Raw genomic sequence first — 18,147 nt, forward strand, 5'->3', positions numbered from 1 at the left:
TAAATGATTTGTCAGGTCGAGCGCAGACGAGATCTAGTTAGTTATCAGCAACTAAAAGTATTCGACTGTGCTCGAAGCCACGACCATAGTCGCTTTAGGATAGTCTTTTATCCATAGAAATAATTAATTTTCTAATGCTTTATAATATCAAACTTAAGATAAGGAGTGGGGGACATTAGAGATCCCGAATTAACTATCTCGGTCAGATAATTTAATAATTACCATCAAACTACATTATAGTTTATCATAACCCTTAAACTTAGGACTTACTAAATGTTTCCATTCTGGATTTTTCTTTATATAGGCGAATACATAAGGACAAAAAGGAAGCAGTACAATATTATTTTCATCCAGATAATGCAATGTTTTTTCTACAACGGCAGCTGCAGCACCTTTCCCAGCAAGTTCTGGATCGGTTTCAGTGTGTATTAATGCGATTTTGTCACCAGGTTCTTTATAATCGATAAAAGCAAAGTGCCCGTCAATCTCAATTTCAAAGCGTTTTTTCTCTTCGTTTTTTACTAAAGGAATGTTGGTATATTCAGTTTTCATAATTCTATCTTTTATTGATTAGGCTATTTTTTTAGTTGTACTGTAGGTAAGGTTATGTGATATCTTTTTGAAAGACTACGGATTACAAAAACTACCAACCCAGTAATTACATATACATAAGTATTGGGAAGTACGTTTAAAAGTGAAAAAAACACAATTCCTCCGGCAATACTTGCAGTTGCATAAATTTCTTTTACAAAAATTACAGGAATTTTATTCAAAAACGTATCTCGAATAACCCCACCAAAACACGCCGTCATTGTTCCAATGGCAATACATATAAGTACAGAGTAACCCGCGTCCATTGCTTTTTCAATACCAATTAGCGTAAATGCAGAAAGGCCAATAGTGTCAAAAAAGGCAATAGATTCACTCATATAAATCAATCTATTTCTGAAAATTACCGCGAGAATTACCGTCCCAATAATAATATAAACATAAGTCATATTGTGTAGCCAGACAATAGGAGCGCTAATGAGTAAATCTCTTAAAGTTCCACCTCCAATTGCGGTTACAAAGGCAATTGTAAATATTCCAAAAAGATCCATATCCTTTCGTATAGCTGGTATAACCGCAGAGAGAGCGAACGCAGCCGTTCCAATCATATCAAAAACATAAAGAACATTTATATCCATATTTTTTGTTTCGTTTTAGATGTAAAATCGATCTTTCAATATTGTTTTCGTGTAACCGATATATTTACCATCTAAGAATTAGGATAGTAAATAGTCTTTATCTTTTCTACAAGAGATTAATTTTTCTTCAAGTTAAATTGTAACTTCTCCTTATCCCATTTAGCGAGATTGGCAGCGGTGTTATAACTGCTTTGAAGAAATTCCATTAATACTTCTGAGGGGTTGTCTGCTTTTTGAACGTCTTCATATTTTAAAATAAACTCTCCAAGTTCCTTATGAAAGTACGCGCTGTTAGGTTTCAAAGTAGCTTCCTTAAAACCATCTGGTGCAGGATAGATATAGCTGTAAAACGCAGCAAATGGGGTTCCTTCGCTGCCAGGCCAAAACCCGCAGTTCATTATTTCGTGTGAATATGCCTCCTGTGTTACCCAATCTGGGAGATTAGGAAAACCTCCAGGATGTAAAGGCGCTTCTTTCCCTGAGAATCGTGAAACCACTAAATCAAAACTGCCCCAAAAAAACATTACTTCACTGCTTTTGCCTAAAAATTGTGAGCGATACTCATAAAAAACTCGGTTCACTTTCAACAAGGCCATATGCAAATTGATAGCAACTTCTTCATTATAAGTGCCACCATGGTTTTCGTGGAAATGAAGCGGGTCTTCCATTTCGTTGGGAAGGGTGTTTATTTTAACGTCAATTTCAATATCGTTCAGATAGTTTATAAGCTCATTGTAACAACTAGAAACTTTAAGAGTTTTTAGGTCAAAACTTTTCTTTTCATTTTCACTGGAAACTATAGTTAACTGATGTTCTAAAAAATTTAGACTTATCTCAATTTGTTTGTTTTCGGCAAAAATAGGCCCGCTAGTTAGGCCGTGAGTTGTAATTTCTAGAGTGGTGTGCCAAGAATGATTTATCCAAGGGTTGAGTTCCAATTTAATTTTTCCTATTATCTGGGTCCATAAGTGAAGTGTCTCATAGGTTTCTTTTCCTTTATCAAAAGATAATTTAGGCCAATTTTCATTTTTCATAGATTTATTTTTAAATAATTAGGCAAACGAATTTAGAGTCTATAAGTTAATCAATATGTGTAGGCTGACCAAAATATACTATTAAACTCTTTCTTAAATTTTTGATTTGCCCTTAAAAAATAAGAGACAATGGTTTTCGTGTTTAGGGTTTTATAAATTTAAATATTTCTTAAATGCAAGGTCACTTTTCGCTTGCACAGATTTAATCCAATCCAATTTTTATTTTTTCGAAACCCAAAACATTCTCCTATTTCAAAATTTGAAACATTAGGTATTGGGAAATAATTAAAACATGGCTACTGTAAACCAATTAAATTTTGTGAATTAGCTTCAATTTTTAGTAAAGCCAACTCCAAATACAAGGGTTTGGATTCTAGTAATTTGCTTCTTAAATTATTCGAATTTTAATAACTACCTGACTATCGTAGATATGGTAATTTTAAAAACCAATAATCTTTAATTCTGTTAAACCTTTGAGAATTAGTAATTACATGATTGTTAGTATTTTTATATTAGTGCTAACTTTATGATAAGAAGTTTTATTAACCTTAAAAATTAAAATCGGCAAGGTAATCATGATTCAGGCTGACGTTACCAATAGCTCAGACAATCGACAATATGATTGAGATATTTTAAAATACATAAATTATGAATTCAGAACAATTAAAAACAACCGACAACCATACAACCATTAGAAATTGGGTTGAAGAGCGAGAAGGTGTGCCTGCTATGACAGAAGGAATACCTAATAAGTCTATGGCAGGGCAAATGTTAAGAATCAATTTTCACGAGAATAAAGAATTTTTAAACAATATTTCTTGGGATGTTTTTTTTGAAATTTTTGATGAAAATAATTTTGAATTGCTGTACGATGAAAGAATCATCGATGGGAAAAAAAGTAATTACTACCAATTTGTCAGAAAGGGTGAATTGTAATACTTTCTGCTATGAATTCGAAAACCTAAAAACCCTGTAAACCATATGATTTACAGGGTTTTGGTGTTATTTGGTGTTTTTTCTTGTCGAGATGACAGGATTTGAACCTGCGACCCCACGCCCCCCAGACGTGTACGCTACCAGACTGCGCTACATCTCGATAATTAGAGCACAAAAATACCCAAAATCCAAATCTTTACAAGAGGGGAGGTTTAAATTCCGTAAAACACTCAACCTAATTCAACCTTTTTAAATTGAAAAGGAGTTTTAATGTCATTTTATTTCAGGCACAATAGTAGTTTCCAATACTCAGATAACAAATCTTAATAAAAATTAAACGTCTTTTCCTTTAAAAGTTGCTATTTTTACCGTTCGAAAATTATTGAAGAGAATATCATGAGCGAAACTATTGAAAGAATTAAATGCCTTATCATTGGGTCTGGGCCGGCAGGTTATACGGCAGCGATTTATGCTGCACGCGCAGACTTGAAACCTGTTGTTTACACTGGGATGGAACCAGGTGGACAGCTAACTACAACTACAGAAGTTGATAACTTCCCAGGATATCCTGAAGGTATTGATGGACCTACTATGATGGTGCAGCTACAACAACAAGCTGAGCGTTTTGGAACTGAAGTTAGAATTGGAATGGTTACTAACGTAGAGTTTAGTGATAAAGTTGGAGGAATTCATAAAATTACTGTAGATAATAGCACTCAATTAGAAGCAGAAACAGTTATTATTTCAACTGGTGCTACAGCTAAATATTTAGGTCTTCCAAGTGAACAAAAATTACGCGGGGGTGGAGTATCTGCTTGCGCAGTTTGTGATGGGTTTTTCTACAAAGGACAAGACGTTGCAATTGTAGGAGCTGGTGATACTGCTGCTGAAGAAGCTACTTACTTATCTAATATTTGTAATAAAGTTACAATGCTTGTTCGCAAGGACTATATGCGTGCTTCAAAAGCGATGCAACACAGGGTAAACAACACTAAAAACCTTGAAGTACTATATAATACTGAAGTAGACGAGGTACTAGGAGATTCTGTGGTTGAGGGATTAAGAATAGTAAATAATCAAACAGGAGAGAAATCTGATATAGAAATTACAGGTTTGTTTATTGCAATCGGACATAAACCTAACACCGACATATTTAAAGGACAAATTGATATGGATGAGACGGGTTACATCATCACTAAAGGAAAAACTACTAAGACAAATATCCCTGGAGTTTTTGCCAGTGGAGATGTACAAGATAAAGACTATCGCCAAGCAGTAACAGCTGCTGGAACTGGTTGTATGGCCGCGTTAGATGCAGAACGTTATCTTGCAACAATTGAAACAGAATCTGAAGTTACTGCAGAGTAATTTACAGAATAGATTAATATAAAAATGCCGCAAATGTTGCGGCATTTTTATTTATAATGATAAGCAAACTATTTAAATTTTAGTAAAAGTTAAGAGTTCAGTATCTCCATCCCCACCACTTATATCTGAAAGTTCTATTTTTACATTACTCACCGAAACAATATCCCAGTCGTCATTTAATTCGTCAAAAGGTTCCATTTCACTGAACTGAAGCACCAACTCTTCCCCACTGTTAGATGAGCTTTGATATGCCCAAGTTCCTGGCTCGGTTAAAATATCATTTTTAGCGGTTACGGTACCATCTTCATTAAATGTAAATGAAAAACTTTGGAAATCGGACGTGTGATCTGAGGTGCCGTCTACCATTTTAGTTATTTTCCATTTTCCTTGCGGAAGCGTGGTTTTAATGTTTTCAAATTCATCTGTTTTTACGTTCCCTGCATCATCATCAGAATTACAAGAAAATAATGTTACTACCGCTAATATTAAAAGGAGTTTTTTCATAATTATCGTTTTTGCAAATTTCGATTTTTATGAATAATGAACGCTTAAAATTGTATTAAATTTTAAAAACCTAACAAATTCTTATGAAAATGTTAGGTTTTTGATTATAATGTGTTGTTTTCCAATTCTTATATCTTTTTCACACTACCTGAATAACTTTTATTACTTTCTATTGAAGATGGGTTGCCGTGGTAGTTAATTTCACCTCCGCTACTTACATTCGTTTTTAAATTTTCTCGAACATTAACAATTACTTCAGCGCCGCTTGACGCTTCAGCTTCACAGTTAATTACTAATAGTTTCTTCGCATTCAATTCACTGCCGCTAGAAGCATCAGCATTTAAGAAGGAAGCTTTTCCGGAAACTTCCATATCTGCTCCACTACTAGTTTTAGCATTTACCTCCTGAGCGAATACTTCTACATTTAAGTCGGCGCCACTACTGCTTTTTAAGGTGAGGTTTTGACTTTTAATAACGGAATTTCCAACTACATTTGCACCGCTGCTAGCTTCAATAGTATTTAACTCTTTAAAAGTAACGTATACTTTTTTAGCTTTAGAACTTCTGATATTTTCTGAAGTGGTAATGTGAAGTTTTCCATTTTCAATATCGGTTTCAATATACTGATGAAGATTTTCATCGGCTTCTACTACAATTTTGTATTCACTACCTTCAGTAAGGTAAACATCCAAGCCAGCGCTGCCGCGAACTTCTTCAAAATTTTCTGAAACACTACGTTCTTTAGTTACAATATTTCCATTTCCTTTTTCACCAATATCGATATTAAAATTACATGCGCTTAATAGCACTGCAATTCCAAAAAGGGTGATTATTTTTGATATTTTCATAATTGATTAGTTTAATTGTTTAAATAAGAAATAGACGTTGTATTAGACTGTTAAATGTTTTTGAAATCTTCTTTTACCTCTTCCTCCCAGTTCTTTTTAGGGGCTGAAACAGAGTCCATTTCAATATTTATGATTTTAGTTGAATCGGTAGCATTCTTAGATTCTTCAAGTGATTGACAGTCCAAGCATTCAAATGAATCTTTTAATACTCTGAAATAATGTTCATCATTACTCCATTGTTTTATCTCGTTTAACTCTGTATTGTATTTTATGTAAGAATGAATTGTTTCATCTGGATTTATTACAGTTCCTTCAGGTAGATAAATAGTTATATCAATTTCTTGATCACGAAATTTATTTGCCGTATCTGTAGTAAAATAACCATCAAGAATTAAAGTGTTATTTTCAACAGTATAATTATATGAAATGGCTTCGGCTCGCTTTTTTGCATTCAGGTGATTACTACCTTCTGCAGCTTTTTCGATAACTATTTTACCAATTGTATCTTTTGAAGTTTTAATGTTTAAAGAAATATCAGTCGAATAGATAATCTGCTTCTCATTCTCATCGTACTTTAATTCCCAATCGCTATCCTGCCTAACTTCATAACTGAAAGCTTTATTAGCTCGCATTGATATCTGTAAGGTATCGTCTGTTTTAATTAATAGGGCTTGCTCTTGAATAAAATTACCATCATACGCTTTTTCGGTTGCCTGCTTGATGCCGATTACTGCCAATCCAATTATCGACAATGCCCAAACTACAATAAGTAGTATTTTAACTGTTGAATTCATGGATTTTAAGTTGCTTATCAACAACTTTAATCCCAAAACAAAGAGTGCAAAAAACGGTATCCCTATAGCGAGTAATGATAATAGTGCTACTAGCCACATTAATCCATTTGTAGTGTCGACCATTGTAATGTATTCCGTTATTTCATTATTACCCCAATAATCGATAGACCCGAAGGTAAAAAATCCAATTATTAAGCTGATAAGTGTGAATAATGAAATTATGATTATCATAATTCCGATAAACTTTACGAATACTTTAAAAAGACCGACGAATACGTTTCCCAAGGAATCGAAGAAACCCGTGGTACCTGTTTTTATCTTATTTCCATATTTGTCGTAATCGACGTTTTTTACGCGATCTGTCACATTATCAAAACCCTCTTTAAACTTTCTTTCGATGTTCGAAATGTTCACTGGCTCGCCTTTCATTTTCAGCTTATCAGACGTTGTGACCGCCGCAGGAACTAATATCCACAATAAAATATATACTAATATTGGAGATCCTAAGCCTGCAACCACCAACAGAACCCACAGTAGTCTAATCCATATAGGGTCTATTCCTATATAATGACCTATACCTGAGGATACCCCCGATATAAACTTATTGTCTATATCTCGAAATAGTTGTTTGCGTGTATTGCTATTGCTGTATGAAGCATCGGAATTTGCATCTTCAAATATCTCATCGTCAACCTCATAATCTTCAGGCTGTCCCATAATAGCAATTACTTCATCTAGCGTTTGTTGCGTAATAACCTGAGTTTGATTCTTGACTTTTTCAAGGAAAAGTTCTCCGATACGTGCTTCAATATCCTGCATTATTTCTTCTCTTCCATCAGCACCTTTTAGCGACTTTCTAATGGCGTCTAGGTAGCGTGAAAGCTTCTCAAAGGCATCTTCATCTATATAAAAAGAAGTGCCTGCCAAATTTATGTTTACTGTCTTGTTCATTTTTTGTTTTTTTCGCTGGTTACTATGGTTACGGCCTGTTGCAGTTCGCTCCAGGTGTTGCTCAATTCGGTTAAAAATAATTTACCTTTTTCGGTAAGGCTATAATACTTACGTGGTGGTCCGCCGGTAGATTCTTCCCAGCGATAAGCAAGTAATCCAGCATTTTTAAGCCTTGTGAGCAGCGGATATATTGTACCTTCCACGACAAGCATTTTTGCGTCTTTTAAGGTTTCAAGAATATCTGAAGTATAGGCCTCGCCGTCCTTTAGGATGGATAGGATACAAAACTCCAAAACCCCTTTTCGCATCTGCGCTTTTGTGTTTTCGATTTTCATTTCTTAATTATTTGTTTTGTGTAACTCATGTTCGTTATTGATGATTATTGAATAGGGGAGTGCGCTTGTTTGTTCTTGGCATTGTTGATTAGTCAAAGCCACATCATACTCCTTATGTATTGGCGTACTAATTCCCAAAAATAGAATCGTAGCAGCCAAAAGAAAATTAACTATTGTGCTCATCTTGATGTATTTTTTGGCTGTTAGTTTTTATAAATGGAATGTTAAGTGGGTACTTATATAATTGTCCGCGTGAAGCGTGAATAGAAGCGTTGATTACAGCGTAAATTTCAAAAACGAATAATGCCAGAAACATTATTATTACAAGGCTAACCAATAAGAGATATCCAGATAAATTTTGAATGTTGTTGATGGAAAACATGCCGTCATTAAGATTGATGCTTTCTGCTAACGAAATAATATCTGAAGCAAAGATTATAATTAAAGGCAGACATAAAAGTCCTATTAGTATAGTATATAATAAAGTGCTTAACTGAAAATTGATGGCTTGTTTACCATGATCATCTATAAACGCTTGTTCCTTATTAAAAGTCCATATTAATAAAGGAGCTATAAAGTTCGCAAAAGGGAAAAAGTATTTTAAAAATGTTGATAGGTGTATAAAAACACTCGTATTTTTTTGATTTTCTGTTATTGTAGTTTCCATAGCTTGACATTGTCTTATGCAAATATATGTCTAAAAGACAGTAGTATGTTACGCATAGTACTATAATTAACATTTTTTTAACAGTAGTGGATGTGATTTTTAAACGTTTAAATAAATTAATTATGTTGGTGGATATTAGGGTTTTGAAATATTATAGTTGCCTTGAAGCTTGTGTTTCTAGGTGTTCATCAAATGTTGAGGAGATAAAGTAACTTAAATAGAATAATTGAAGTAAGGTGGTAAAATTCATAGATAGCAATAAATAGATCTACACGATATTTTCAACGGATAAAAAACTTGTTTTTAATTTTACAGAACTATAAAACTATTTTTATCAATATATTCGTGTAAAATATTCTTCTGATGAAACTAAGTCCGAGTAAAATCAATTCATTTTTATTATTCAAGCTTCCTTCTGCTTACTTTACAGGTGTACGAGTAAAATCGATTACAGATACTACATGTGTCACCTCTGTAAAACACCGATGGATAAATCAAAATCCCTTTAATTCAATGTTTTGGGCTGTTCAAGGTATAGCTGCCGAATTGAGTACTGGAGCAATGGTGATGGATAAAATTAAAAAAAGCAACAAAGGGATTTCTATGTTAGTGCTAAATAATAAAGCTACTTTCACCAAGAAAGCAAAGGGTAGAATTATGTTTCATTGTAATGATGGGGATAAAATAGATGACGCAATTAAAAAAACGATTGCTACAGGTGATGGTCAAACTATTTGGATGAAATCTGAAGGAAAAGACTCGAAGGGAGATACGGTTTCTATATTTGAATTTGAGTGGACGCTAAAAGTAAAATGATTTAATCTCCCGAATAGTAAAGGGTTAGCCTTGGTAATTTTGAGTTAACAAATCTTTAACAGTGTTAATCTCCTATAGAAACAATTTTAGATGACTTATAATTCTTATATTTAGTTTGAATTTAAAAATAAACCCTTCGCGTATTGATTAAACTTCTACCTAATCTAATTTATTAAATTTTAATTAGCTATGGCAAGAGCAATGTTTGATTATACCAAAGCTGTACTTGCAAAAGTCAGTTTTGATGTCAATTTGTTCTGCAAAGAATTGAAAAAAGCGTTAACCCGTTTACTTCCTTATGAAATTGAGGAATTAAAATTGTGGATTGATTCGCTTATCAAGCAGAACCCCCAACTCGATAAATGTTTAATGTATTTAAATACATGAAAAAATAAATCCCTCTTAATTTAAGAGGGATTTATTACATTACTACATCTATAATTTTAATTTCCAATCATCTTACCATACATAGGTGAGCAAACATTCCCATCGGTAAATTCATTTAATTCAATCTCATTTTTTTGAAGTGGCGCAGGTCTTCCTGCTATATCTTGCAATGCTTGGGCTAATAAAGGTTCATCAATATCGCCAAGTTGCCCTAGATTTAAATAATTTTCTTTTAAATAAATATCTGGAGCCAATCCATCTATAAAGTCGGTATGGCCGTTTTTATTTGCAGTTTTAAACACTAGTGGAAGCATGCAATACGTATGGCTAGGGTCTGAAAGTTGTTTACTAAAGCTGGGCGCCGGAGCGTCGTAAAGTAAAAACGAAGCTTGGAATTTTCCAGTAGTAGTATCGCCAATTTGTACAGTGTTTATATATGGATCAAGTCCGTTTAAAACCAATTCACTTGCCGAAGCAGAACGTTTCGTTGTAAGGATATACACTTTGTTTAGATTTAAACTATTAGTACTAGAGCCATTACTGATTTGGTTGTCGAATAAGCCATTTTCAGCTCTTTCTTCTTGTCTGTCTTCATTCCAGAACTCCTGATAAAACAATTCACCGTTAAATTGACCTGTAATCATGCTAGCTAGATCTGTTGCAGTTTCTACAGATCCACCACCGTTGTAACGTAAGTCTAAAACTAAATCGGTAACTCCTTCGGCTTGAAATTCACCAAAAGCATTATTAAGTTCTACATCATAATTCCTTGTAAACGAATTATACATTAAATAACCAATTTTGCGCCCATTAACGTCTAAGGTTTTTGCTATATGTACTGGGTTTTCAGTGTATTGGTTTTTTGTTAATTGAACAGTTTCTCCGGTTGGTAAAAATTCGGTTCCATTATAAGTTGCTAAGCCAATGGTATAACTTTCACTTGATAATAATTCTTGGTAGTTGTTGTCATTTAGTTGTTGTCCATCAATTGTTGTGAAGATATCTCCTCTCGTTAACTCCTTGTCTTCGGCATCCGTATTAGGAAGAACATAACGTACATATCCAAATACATTGTTGCTGTCATCGGGATAATAAACTAAGCCGTATTCCATACCATTGCTCAAGGAAATTCCGTTTAAAGCATTTTCGATAACATTGTAGTCATCAAATAGATTACTGAATCGATCTTGCGACGATTTTAAATAGGCGAACAGAGATTCAGGAGAGTCGTAGGTTTTTAAAAAATTATTTTTCTCAGCATTATTTGCAAAGGCGTCATTCGCTAATTCTGGTGTATCCTCTTTATAGAGGTAGTAATAATTAAGTCCACGATATACAAAATTTTGAATATCTAGCGTAGTAGCCGTTTGTAAGGTATCATCCATATCCTTAAAACAGGAAGCTAAAAGAAACGAACTCATTAGGACTGCAGCAAAATGTTTTATTTTCATAAAAAAGGTTTATAGGCGTAGTGTTATAAAAACTAATAAATTAAGAATTATATTGTAATGATAAAAATAAACATTTAGGACCGATGTTTATAAAATGGTATGTAATGTTTTAATAAATCATCATTAAATTAAAGTAACATTTTTTCAATTGACTCGTCTTTTAAATAGAGCACCAAAATACTAAGCGTAGATTATGAATCAGGTAGAATTTTTAGAAATCGTTTCCCCTTTTAAGGATAAGCTCTATCGCTTAGCTAAAAGAATTTTGATTTCTAATGATGAAGCTGAAGATGCGGTACAAGAAGTGTATTTAAAATTGTGGAAAGCAAAGACAAATATTAAAAATTATGGCAATGTTGAGGCTTTCGCAATGACGATGACAAAGAATTTTTGTTTGGATAGGTTGAAGTCGAAACAAGCTTCAAATTTGAAGTTAGTGCACACCAATTTTCCTACAAGTGGAAATATTGAGCGTAACTTAGAAGCAAATGAAGGTGTAGCTATGGTTTTGAAAATTCTTGAAGATCTACCAGAACAAGAGCGAATTGTTATTCAGTTACGCGATGTTGAGCAACTTGAATTTTCAGAAATAGCGAAGATATTGGACAGCAACGAAACAGCAATTAGGGTAGCATTATCCCGAGCTCGAAAAAAGGTTAGAAATTTGATGATTAAAAAATATAACTATGGAATTGGCTAAGATAGAACAGTTACTTGATGCCTATTTTGAAGGTGAAACAAATTTAAAAGATGAGAAAATTCTTAGAGATTATTTTCTCAATGAAAATGTGCCAACACATTTGCTTCAATACAAACCGATTTTTGTAGGTATAGAGGCAGCTCATAAGGAGCGTTTTCAGCAAGAGATTAATTTGCCAAAACCTGAAACAGCGGCATTTACAAACTTGAAATATATAGCTGTAGCAATATTGGTTTTATCCTTTTTGGTTGGAGGAGTTTATTTTTCTCAATCCAATGAGTTAACACCTGAAGAAAAAGAAGCTTTAGCTGCTTTTGAAGAGAGTAAAAAAGCAATGTTGCTTCTTTCACAAAATCTTAATAAAGGCGCAGAGCGACTTACGTTAGTAAATCAATTTGGCAATGCAAAAGATAAAGTATTTGAATAAACGATAAACAATTTGAAACAACAATCGAAAATAAATATACTATGAAAAAAACAGCAATATTAATAGCGCTAGTTATTGCGCCATTTATTTCGGGAGCTCAAAATGCATTCGACTTTTTAGAGGATGAGAAAAATGTTACATCTGTAATTGTAACTAAAAACATGTTTAAATTATTGAGTAAAATGGATTTAGACTCAAGCGATCCAGAAGCTCAGGCGTATTTAAAAATGGTTAACGATTTAGACTATATTAAAATCTATACCACCGAAAATCCAGCAACGGCAAAAAAGATGAATGAAACTGTTGCGAAGTACATAAGTAGCTCAAAAAATCTAGGTGAGCTTATGCGTGTAAAAGATGAAGGAACAAATGTGAAATTCTATAGCAAAGAAGGACAAAATGAAAACTATGTTAGCGAACTTCTAATGAACCTTGACGGAGTGGTAGATGGCAAACCTACTACTGTAATTATGAGTATAACTGGAAATATCGATTTAAAAAGAATTTCAAAACTTACGCAGGATTTAAAAGTTCCTGGAAGTGAATTATTGAAAGATCTTGATAAAGCTAAAAAACAATAATATGAAATATCTTAAATATTCACTATCTATAATTTTGGTTGCCTTAACTCTGGTTTCGTGCTCGGAAAAATCACTTCAGAAATACTTTGTAGAAAAGCAAGACGATGAACTTTTTGTAAAGATGGATCTTGCAGCAAGTTTATTACAAGGAAAGGAGAACACTTTTACCGATGAAGAGAAAAAGACTTTAAGTACAATTAAGAAAGTAAATATTGTAGCGTATCCCTTATCTAGTGGTGATTCTGTAAATTATGAAAGTGAACGTATTGAGGTTAAACAAATTCTTCGCCAAGATCAATATAAGGAGCTTGCGAGATTTAATAACGATCAGTGGGATGCAACTATAAAATTTACTGGGGAAGAAGATGCTATTAATGAATTAATTGTTTTTGCAAGCGACGACAATCGTGGATTTGCGGTTTTGAGAATTCTAGGGGATGATATGCGTCCGGATGAAATTTTTAAACTTGTGAAAGGAGCTGATAAAAATGATTTAGACTTTTCGAAGTTTAGCGGTTTAGGTGAAATATTTAAAGACTAATTTTCAGTAGGTTGATAAAGCTAAAAAGGCTTCATCGCAATTGTGATGAAGCCTTTTTACTTTTATAAGTAGAATATTAAATTCCAGTATAGTTACTTGGAGTAATTTGTCTCATCTCTTCTTTAACGCTTTCAGGAACATCTAAGGTTTCTATAAAGTTGGCCATAGAATCTTTATTTATTTGTTCGTTGGTACGTGTCAATCCTTTTAATGCCTCATAAGGGTTGGGGTACCCCTCACGTCTTAAAATTGTTTGAATCGCTTCAGCTACTACAGCCCAATTGTTTTCTAAATCCTGTTTAAACTTAGGTTCGTTCAGTAATAACTTATTTAGACCCTTAAGTGTAGATTTAAATGCGATAAAAGTATGTCCTAAAGGAACGCCAACATTGCGCAACACAGTGCTGTCGGTCAAGTCACGCTGAAGTCTACTAACAGGTAATTTAGCTGCAAGGTGTTCAAAAATTGCGTTTGCAATTCCTAAGTTTCCTTCGCTATTTTCAAAATCGATTGGGTTTACTTTATGTGGCATTGCGCTACTTCCCACTTCACCTTCTTTAATTTTTTGTTTGAAGTAATCCATAGATACATAAGTCCAGATGTCTCTGTCCAAATCGATAATTATGGTATTAATTCGCTTTAAACAATCAAATAGCCCAGCCATATGGTCATAGTGCTCAATTTGAGTGGTTGGGAAAGAATGGTGTAAGCCAAGAGTATCTTGAACCAATTTTTTTCCAAAAGAAAGCCAATCTGTATTTGGGTATGCTACTTTATGAGCATTGTAATTTCCTGTAGCACCACCAAATTTAGCGGCGTTTTTAATATTCTTTAGAATTTCGAACTGCTCTTCAATTCGAACAACAAAAACATCTAGTTCTTTTCCTAAGCGAGTAGGTGAAGCTGCTTGTCCATGAGTCCGGGCAAGCATAGGCACATCTGCCCATTCTTTAGCTAGTTTTTTAAGGTTGTCTAACAATTCATTTAAAAGTGGAGTATAGGCCTCTACAATCGCATCTTTAATAGAAAGCGGAATAGCAGTGTTGTTTATATCTTGAGAGGTTAGTCCAAAATGAATAAACTCTTTATATTCTTGAAGGTTTAGATTATCAAATTTTTCTTTTATAAAATATTCAACAGCTTTTACATCGTGGTTTGTTACTTTCTCTGTCTCCTTAATTTTTAGGGCATCTTCAACCGAAAAATCTTTATAAAGGGCACGAAGTTTATTAAAAAGAGATCTATCAAAATCTTTTAGTTGCGGTAGATCTAATTCAACTAACGCGATAAAATATTCAATTTCAATAAGTACGCGATAACGAATCAGCGCCTCTTCTGAGAAATAAGGAATAAGACTAGATGTTTGATTGGTATATCTACCGTCTATAGGTGAAATAGCTTGTAGTGCCTTGAAATTCATAGGTTCAAAAAATTTAAGTTGCAAATATACAAAATGCAAGCATGTTTTTGGTGTGAGATTATCTATTAAGATTCTTTAAATTAAAGGATAAAAGTTCACTTGGCTGTTATTTATATAAATAAAAGACTCCGATTCAGTTTTTTACGAATCGGAGCCATAATGTTTGTAAAGTTTATTACTGTAATTAAACTAGACTTTTACACTTGAAGAACTCCAAGATTAAATGGTTTTGTAATAGGTGAGTGGTCTGCTGCTTCAATTCCCATAGAAATCCATTTTCTTGTATCTAAAGGATCGATTACAGCATCTGTCCACAATCTCGCAGCTGCGTAATAAGGAGAAATTTGCTTGTCGTAACGCGCTTTTATTTTATCGTAAAGCTCTTTTTCTACTTCTTCTGTAATTTCTTTTCCTTGTTTTTTTAGTGAAGCGGTTTCAATTTGTAAAAGTACTTTTGCTGCACTATTACCACTCATTACTGCTAATTCAGCACTAGGCCAAGCAACAATTAATCGAGGGTCGTAAGCTTTTCCACACATGGCGTAGTTTCCTGCACCGTAACTATTTCCTATTACTATGGTAAACTTAGGAACAACACTGTTACTTACAGCATTAACCATTTTGGCGCCATCTTTAATAATTCCGCCATGTTCGCTTTTACTACCAACCATAAATCCTGTTACGTCTTGTAAGAAAACTAATGGAATTTTCTTTTGGTTGCAGTTAGCGATAAAACGAGTTGCTTTATCTGCACTATCACTATATATAACTCCACCAAACTGCATTTCGCTAGGTTTAGTTTTAGCTTTTGTAGTTTTCACCAAAGTTCGTTGGTTAGCCACTATACCTACTGCCCAACCATCAATTCTTGCGTATCCGGTTAAGATGGTTTGTCCGTAGCCTTCTTTGTATTCTTGAAATTCACTATCGTCTACAAGACGTTTAATGATTTCACGCATATCGTATTGTTCACTTCTAGACTTAGGTAAAATACCGTATATATCTTGAGGGTTTTCTTTTGGTTTTACAGCTTTTTCGCGATTAAATCCAGCTTTTTCAAAAGAACCAATTTTAGACATAATATTTTTAATAGTGTCTAAAGCTTCTTTATCATCTTTCATCTTGTAATCTGTAACTCCACTAATTTCACAGTGAGTAGTAGCACCACCCAAAGTTTCGTTATCGATGCTTTCGCCTATAGCAGCTTTTACAAGATAACTTCCTGCCAAAAAGATACTACCTGTTTTATCCACGATTAAAGCTTCATCACTCATAATTGGAAGGTAAGCACCACCAGCAACGCAACTTCCCATAACAGCAGAAATTTGAGTAATACCCATGCTACTCATTACTGCATTGTTTCTAAATATACGGCCGAAATGCTCTTTGTCTGGAAAAATTTCATCTTGCATTGGTAGGAATACTCCTGCACTATCCACTAAGTAAATGATAGGAAGTCTGTTTTCTATTGCAATTTCTTGTGCGCGTAAGTTTTTCTTAGCTGTAATAGGGAACCAAGCTCCAGCTTTTACAGTTGCATCATTGGCAACAACTATACATTGTTTTTTCTTTACATAACCAATTTTCACAACTACTCCAGCACTTGGTGCGCCGCCGTATTCCTCGTACATTTCATCACCAACAAATGCACCAATTTCTATACTTGGGCTGTTTTGGTCTAGGAGGTAATCAATACGTTCGCGGGCAGTCAACTTACCTTGAGCGTGTTGTTTTTCTATTCTTTTTTTACCCCCACCAAGCTTAACTTTGGCAAGTTTATTTTTTAAATCTGAAACCAGTAGTTTATTGTGGTCTTCGTTTTTATTGAAGTCTAAATCCATTATTAATTGGTGTTTTGGCTAAAATACAAAATGCCTTTAAAATGTTTTGAATACTCTGAAAACTTTATTTTGAAGTAATTTAATGAAAACGAACTTTAAAATAGGTGGACAGCTCTATTTGTTGGTTTCATGTAAATGAAAGGTTTAGTATGAAACGTATTCTTTGATTTCTAAACCGTAACCAATCATTCCTACACGTTTCGTTTGTTCGCTATTTGAAATCAAACGAATTTTATGAATACCTAAATCATGAAGAATCTGTGCGCCAATTCCGAAATCTTTGTTGTCCATTTCAATTCTTGGAGCTTTAGCAATTTCATTTGGCTTTTGTTTTTCTTTTAAATCCTTCAAACGGCTTAAAAGGTTTAAAGATTGGCTTTGCTGATTGATAAATACAATAGCACCTTTCCCTTCCTTGTTAATCACGTTAAACATGTCATCCAATTTCTGCTCTGCATTGTTGGTTAAGGTTCCTAGAATATCACTGTTAACTAAGGTAGCATTTACTCTAACCAAAACAGGTTCGTTTTCTTTCCAGTTTCCTTTGGTAAGTGCAATATGTATTTGATCGTTTGTTGTTTGTTTGTAAGCTCTAAGTCTAAATTCTCCAAACTTAGTATTGATTTTAAAATCTTCTTTTTTCTCAATTAAAGAATCGTGTTCCATTCGGTACTTCACTAAATCTTCAATAGAAATAAGTTTTAAGTCAAATTTTTTAGCAACTTCCATAAGTTGAGGAAGTCTTGCCATTGTACCATCTTCATTTAAGATTTCAACTAAAATCCCTGCAGGTTTTAAGCCAGCAAGTCTAGCTAAATCTATAGCAGCTTCGGTGTGACCTGTTCTTCTTAATACACCACCTTCTTTAGCGCGTAATGGAAAAATATGTCCGGGCCTACCTAAATCGTGACTCTTAGTATTTTCATCTACTAAAGCTTTGATGGTTTTTGCTCTGTCGTGAACCGAAATTCCTGTAGTACAACCATGGCCAATTAAATCTACAGATACTGTAAATTGAGTATGATGCAAAACAGTGTTGTTTTCAACCATCATGTTCAATTCAAGTTCGTTACATCTTTCTTCAGTTAAAGATGCGCAAATAAGCCCTCTACCGTGAGTGGCCATAAAATTTATCATTTCTGGCGATACCATTTCGGCAGCGGCAATAAAATCACCTTCATTTTCTCTGTTCTCATCATCAACAACAATAATTATTTTACCCTTGCGGATATCCTCAATGGCTTCTTCTATAGTGTTGAGTTGAATGGAATTTTCTTTATTTGTAGAAATCATAGCTTAAAATTGTGAGTGCAAAGATAATGGAAACGCCCATAACTAAACATGAGAAAGAGGTATTCT

The 18,147-nt window shown here is 33.8% G+C and carries 20 protein-coding genes and 1 tRNA gene; 8 read left to right on the top strand and 13 right to left on the bottom strand.

What is annotated here, in order from left to right:
• Positions 1–234 precede the first annotated feature (234 nt).
• The 3 genes from K8344_RS07845 to K8344_RS07855 all read right to left on the bottom strand — a co-directional run bounded on the left by K8344_RS07845 (position 235) and on the right by K8344_RS07855 (position 2,221).
• Positions 235–552, bottom strand: coding sequence for a GNAT family N-acetyltransferase (locus K8344_RS07845; protein ID WP_237608183.1), 318 nt, complete (start codon positions 550–552; stop codon positions 235–237).
• A gap of 23 nt (positions 553–575) precedes the next feature.
• Positions 576–1,187 carry a trimeric intracellular cation channel family protein gene (locus K8344_RS07850; RefSeq protein ID WP_237608184.1) on the bottom strand — a complete coding sequence of 204 codons (612 nt, stop codon included), beginning with the start codon at positions 1,185–1,187 and terminating at the stop codon, positions 576–578.
• 116 nt (positions 1,188–1,303) lie between these two features.
• Positions 1,304–2,221, bottom strand: coding sequence for a DUF5996 family protein (locus K8344_RS07855; protein ID WP_237608185.1), 918 nt, complete (start codon positions 2,219–2,221; stop codon positions 1,304–1,306).
• Between the two features lie 648 nt (positions 2,222–2,869).
• On the opposite strand from K8344_RS07855, the gene K8344_RS07860 reads away from it, so the two are divergent.
• Positions 2,870–3,157, top strand: coding sequence for a hypothetical protein (locus tag K8344_RS07860; protein WP_237608186.1), 288 nt, complete (start codon positions 2,870–2,872; stop codon positions 3,155–3,157).
• Between the two features lie 86 nt (positions 3,158–3,243).
• On the opposite strand, the gene K8344_RS07865 is transcribed toward K8344_RS07860, so the two are convergent.
• Positions 3,244–3,317 (bottom strand) — tRNA-Pro (locus tag K8344_RS07865).
• 236 nt (positions 3,318–3,553) lie between these two features.
• Between K8344_RS07865 and trxB the strand changes: the two genes are divergently transcribed.
• Positions 3,554–4,525: a thioredoxin-disulfide reductase gene (gene trxB, locus K8344_RS07870; RefSeq protein ID WP_237608187.1), complete on the top strand. Its 972-nt coding sequence runs from the start codon at positions 3,554–3,556 to the stop codon at positions 4,523–4,525.
• Between the two features lie 72 nt (positions 4,526–4,597).
• On the opposite strand, the gene K8344_RS07875 is transcribed toward trxB, so the two are convergent.
• The 5 genes from K8344_RS07875 to K8344_RS07895 form a co-directional block, all read right to left on the bottom strand.
• On the bottom strand, positions 4,598–5,029 hold the full coding sequence (locus tag K8344_RS07875) for a hypothetical protein (protein ID WP_237608188.1): 432 nt from the start codon (positions 5,027–5,029) through the stop codon (positions 4,598–4,600).
• 128 nt (positions 5,030–5,157) lie between these two features.
• On the bottom strand, positions 5,158–5,877 hold the full coding sequence (locus K8344_RS07880) for a head GIN domain-containing protein (RefSeq protein ID WP_237608189.1): 720 nt from the start codon (positions 5,875–5,877) through the stop codon (positions 5,158–5,160).
• A gap of 50 nt (positions 5,878–5,927) precedes the next feature.
• Positions 5,928–7,622: a PspC domain-containing protein gene (locus K8344_RS07885; RefSeq protein ID WP_237608190.1), complete on the bottom strand. Its 1,695-nt coding sequence runs from the start codon at positions 7,620–7,622 to the stop codon at positions 5,928–5,930.
• The gene (locus K8344_RS07890) at positions 7,619–7,957 is read right to left on the bottom strand and encodes a PadR family transcriptional regulator (RefSeq protein WP_237608191.1); all 339 of its coding nucleotides are present in this window, start codon (positions 7,955–7,957) and stop codon (positions 7,619–7,621) included. Before K8344_RS07890 ends, K8344_RS07885 begins: the two co-directional genes overlap by 4 nt.
• Positions 7,958–8,123: 166 nt before the next feature.
• Positions 8,124–8,624: a DUF4870 domain-containing protein gene (locus tag K8344_RS07895; RefSeq protein ID WP_237608192.1), complete on the bottom strand. Its 501-nt coding sequence runs from the start codon at positions 8,622–8,624 to the stop codon at positions 8,124–8,126.
• Between the two features lie 363 nt (positions 8,625–8,987).
• Between K8344_RS07895 and K8344_RS07900 the strand changes: the two genes are divergently transcribed.
• Positions 8,988–9,440 (top strand): DUF4442 domain-containing protein, encoded by a 453-nt coding sequence (locus K8344_RS07900; protein WP_237608193.1) that lies wholly within the window; start codon positions 8,988–8,990, stop codon positions 9,438–9,440.
• Positions 9,441–9,629: 189 nt separating this feature from the next.
• Entirely contained in the window at positions 9,630–9,827 is a 198-nt protein-coding gene (locus tag K8344_RS07905; protein ID WP_165149786.1) for a hypothetical protein, read from the top strand.
• Positions 9,828–9,883: 56 nt separating this feature from the next.
• Here K8344_RS07905 and K8344_RS07910 read toward each other — a convergent pair whose 3' ends face one another.
• Positions 9,884–11,278 (bottom strand): S41 family peptidase, encoded by a 1,395-nt coding sequence (locus tag K8344_RS07910; RefSeq protein WP_237608194.1) that lies wholly within the window; start codon positions 11,276–11,278, stop codon positions 9,884–9,886.
• A 193-nt stretch (positions 11,279–11,471) separates the two neighbouring features.
• Here K8344_RS07910 and K8344_RS07915 point away from each other — a divergent pair, with 193 nt between their 5' ends.
• The 4 genes from K8344_RS07915 to K8344_RS07930 are packed head-to-tail and all read left to right on the top strand — an operon-like array spanning position 11,472 to position 13,527.
• Positions 11,472–11,978 (top strand): RNA polymerase sigma factor, encoded by a 507-nt coding sequence (locus tag K8344_RS07915; protein ID WP_237608195.1) that lies wholly within the window; start codon positions 11,472–11,474, stop codon positions 11,976–11,978.
• The gene (locus tag K8344_RS07920) at positions 11,965–12,405 is read left to right on the top strand and encodes a hypothetical protein (protein ID WP_237608196.1); all 441 of its coding nucleotides are present in this window, start codon (positions 11,965–11,967) and stop codon (positions 12,403–12,405) included. Before K8344_RS07915 ends, K8344_RS07920 begins: the two co-directional genes overlap by 14 nt.
• 41 nt (positions 12,406–12,446) lie before the next feature.
• Positions 12,447–12,986, top strand: coding sequence for a DUF4252 domain-containing protein (locus K8344_RS07925; RefSeq protein ID WP_237608197.1), 540 nt, complete (start codon positions 12,447–12,449; stop codon positions 12,984–12,986).
• A 1-nt stretch (position 12,987) separates the two neighbouring features.
• Entirely contained in the window at positions 12,988–13,527 is a 540-nt protein-coding gene (locus K8344_RS07930; protein ID WP_237608198.1) for a DUF4252 domain-containing protein, read from the top strand.
• A 76-nt stretch (positions 13,528–13,603) separates the two neighbouring features.
• Here the strand turns inward: K8344_RS07930 and purB are convergent, their stop codons facing one another.
• The 3 genes from purB to ribB all read right to left on the bottom strand — a co-directional run bounded on the left by purB (position 13,604) and on the right by ribB (position 18,081).
• Positions 13,604–14,947, bottom strand: coding sequence for an adenylosuccinate lyase (purB, locus tag K8344_RS07935; RefSeq protein ID WP_237608199.1), 1,344 nt, complete (start codon positions 14,945–14,947; stop codon positions 13,604–13,606).
• Positions 14,948–15,144: 197 nt separating this feature from the next.
• The gene (locus tag K8344_RS07940; protein WP_237608200.1) at positions 15,145–16,788 is read right to left on the bottom strand and encodes an acyl-CoA carboxylase subunit beta; all 1,644 of its coding nucleotides are present in this window, start codon (positions 16,786–16,788) and stop codon (positions 15,145–15,147) included.
• A gap of 144 nt (positions 16,789–16,932) precedes the next feature.
• Positions 16,933–18,081 carry a 3,4-dihydroxy-2-butanone-4-phosphate synthase gene (ribB, locus tag K8344_RS07945; RefSeq protein WP_237608201.1) on the bottom strand — a complete coding sequence of 383 codons (1,149 nt, stop codon included), beginning with the start codon at positions 18,079–18,081 and terminating at the stop codon, positions 16,933–16,935.
• Positions 18,082–18,147: the final 66 nt, after the last annotated feature.

The sequence above is a fragment of the Aequorivita xiaoshiensis genome, from assembly GCF_022008395.1.
Taxonomy (GTDB): domain Bacteria; phylum Bacteroidota; class Bacteroidia; order Flavobacteriales; family Flavobacteriaceae; genus Aequorivita; species Aequorivita xiaoshiensis.

Bases quoted from the DNA above. Each gene is read 5' to 3' on its own strand.
- K8344_RS07845 (WP_237608183.1), bottom strand. From the start codon at position 552: ATGAAAACTGAATATACCAACATTCCTTTAGTAAAAAACGAAGAGAAA.
- K8344_RS07850 (WP_237608184.1), bottom strand. From the start codon at position 1,187: ATGGATATAAATGTTCTTTATGTTTTTGATATGATTGGAACGGCTGCG.
- K8344_RS07855 (WP_237608185.1), bottom strand. From the start codon at position 2,221: ATGAAAAATGAAAATTGGCCTAAATTATCTTTTGATAAAGGAAAAGAA.
- K8344_RS07860 (WP_237608186.1), top strand. From the start codon at position 2,870: ATGAATTCAGAACAATTAAAAACAACCGACAACCATACAACCATTAGA.
- trxB (WP_237608187.1), top strand. From the start codon at position 3,554: ATGAGCGAAACTATTGAAAGAATTAAATGCCTTATCATTGGGTCTGGG.
- K8344_RS07875 (WP_237608188.1), bottom strand. From the start codon at position 5,029: ATGAAAAAACTCCTTTTAATATTAGCGGTAGTAACATTATTTTCTTGT.
- K8344_RS07880 (WP_237608189.1), bottom strand. From the start codon at position 5,877: ATGAAAATATCAAAAATAATCACCCTTTTTGGAATTGCAGTGCTATTA.
- K8344_RS07885 (WP_237608190.1), bottom strand. From the start codon at position 7,622: ATGAACAAGACAGTAAACATAAATTTGGCAGGCACTTCTTTTTATATA.
- K8344_RS07890 (WP_237608191.1), bottom strand. From the start codon at position 7,957: ATGAAAATCGAAAACACAAAAGCGCAGATGCGAAAAGGGGTTTTGGAG.
- K8344_RS07895 (WP_237608192.1), bottom strand. From the start codon at position 8,624: ATGGAAACTACAATAACAGAAAATCAAAAAAATACGAGTGTTTTTATA.
- K8344_RS07900 (WP_237608193.1), top strand. From the start codon at position 8,988: ATGAAACTAAGTCCGAGTAAAATCAATTCATTTTTATTATTCAAGCTT.
- K8344_RS07905 (WP_165149786.1), top strand. From the start codon at position 9,630: ATGGCAAGAGCAATGTTTGATTATACCAAAGCTGTACTTGCAAAAGTC.
- K8344_RS07910 (WP_237608194.1), bottom strand. From the start codon at position 11,278: ATGAAAATAAAACATTTTGCTGCAGTCCTAATGAGTTCGTTTCTTTTA.
- K8344_RS07915 (WP_237608195.1), top strand. From the start codon at position 11,472: ATGAATCAGGTAGAATTTTTAGAAATCGTTTCCCCTTTTAAGGATAAG.
- K8344_RS07920 (WP_237608196.1), top strand. From the start codon at position 11,965: ATGGAATTGGCTAAGATAGAACAGTTACTTGATGCCTATTTTGAAGGT.
- K8344_RS07925 (WP_237608197.1), top strand. From the start codon at position 12,447: ATGAAAAAAACAGCAATATTAATAGCGCTAGTTATTGCGCCATTTATT.
- K8344_RS07930 (WP_237608198.1), top strand. From the start codon at position 12,988: ATGAAATATCTTAAATATTCACTATCTATAATTTTGGTTGCCTTAACT.
- purB (WP_237608199.1), bottom strand. From the start codon at position 14,947: ATGAATTTCAAGGCACTACAAGCTATTTCACCTATAGACGGTAGATAT.
- K8344_RS07940 (WP_237608200.1), bottom strand. From the start codon at position 16,788: ATGGATTTAGACTTCAATAAAAACGAAGACCACAATAAACTACTGGTT.
- ribB (WP_237608201.1), bottom strand. From the start codon at position 18,081: ATGATTTCTACAAATAAAGAAAATTCCATTCAACTCAACACTATAGAA.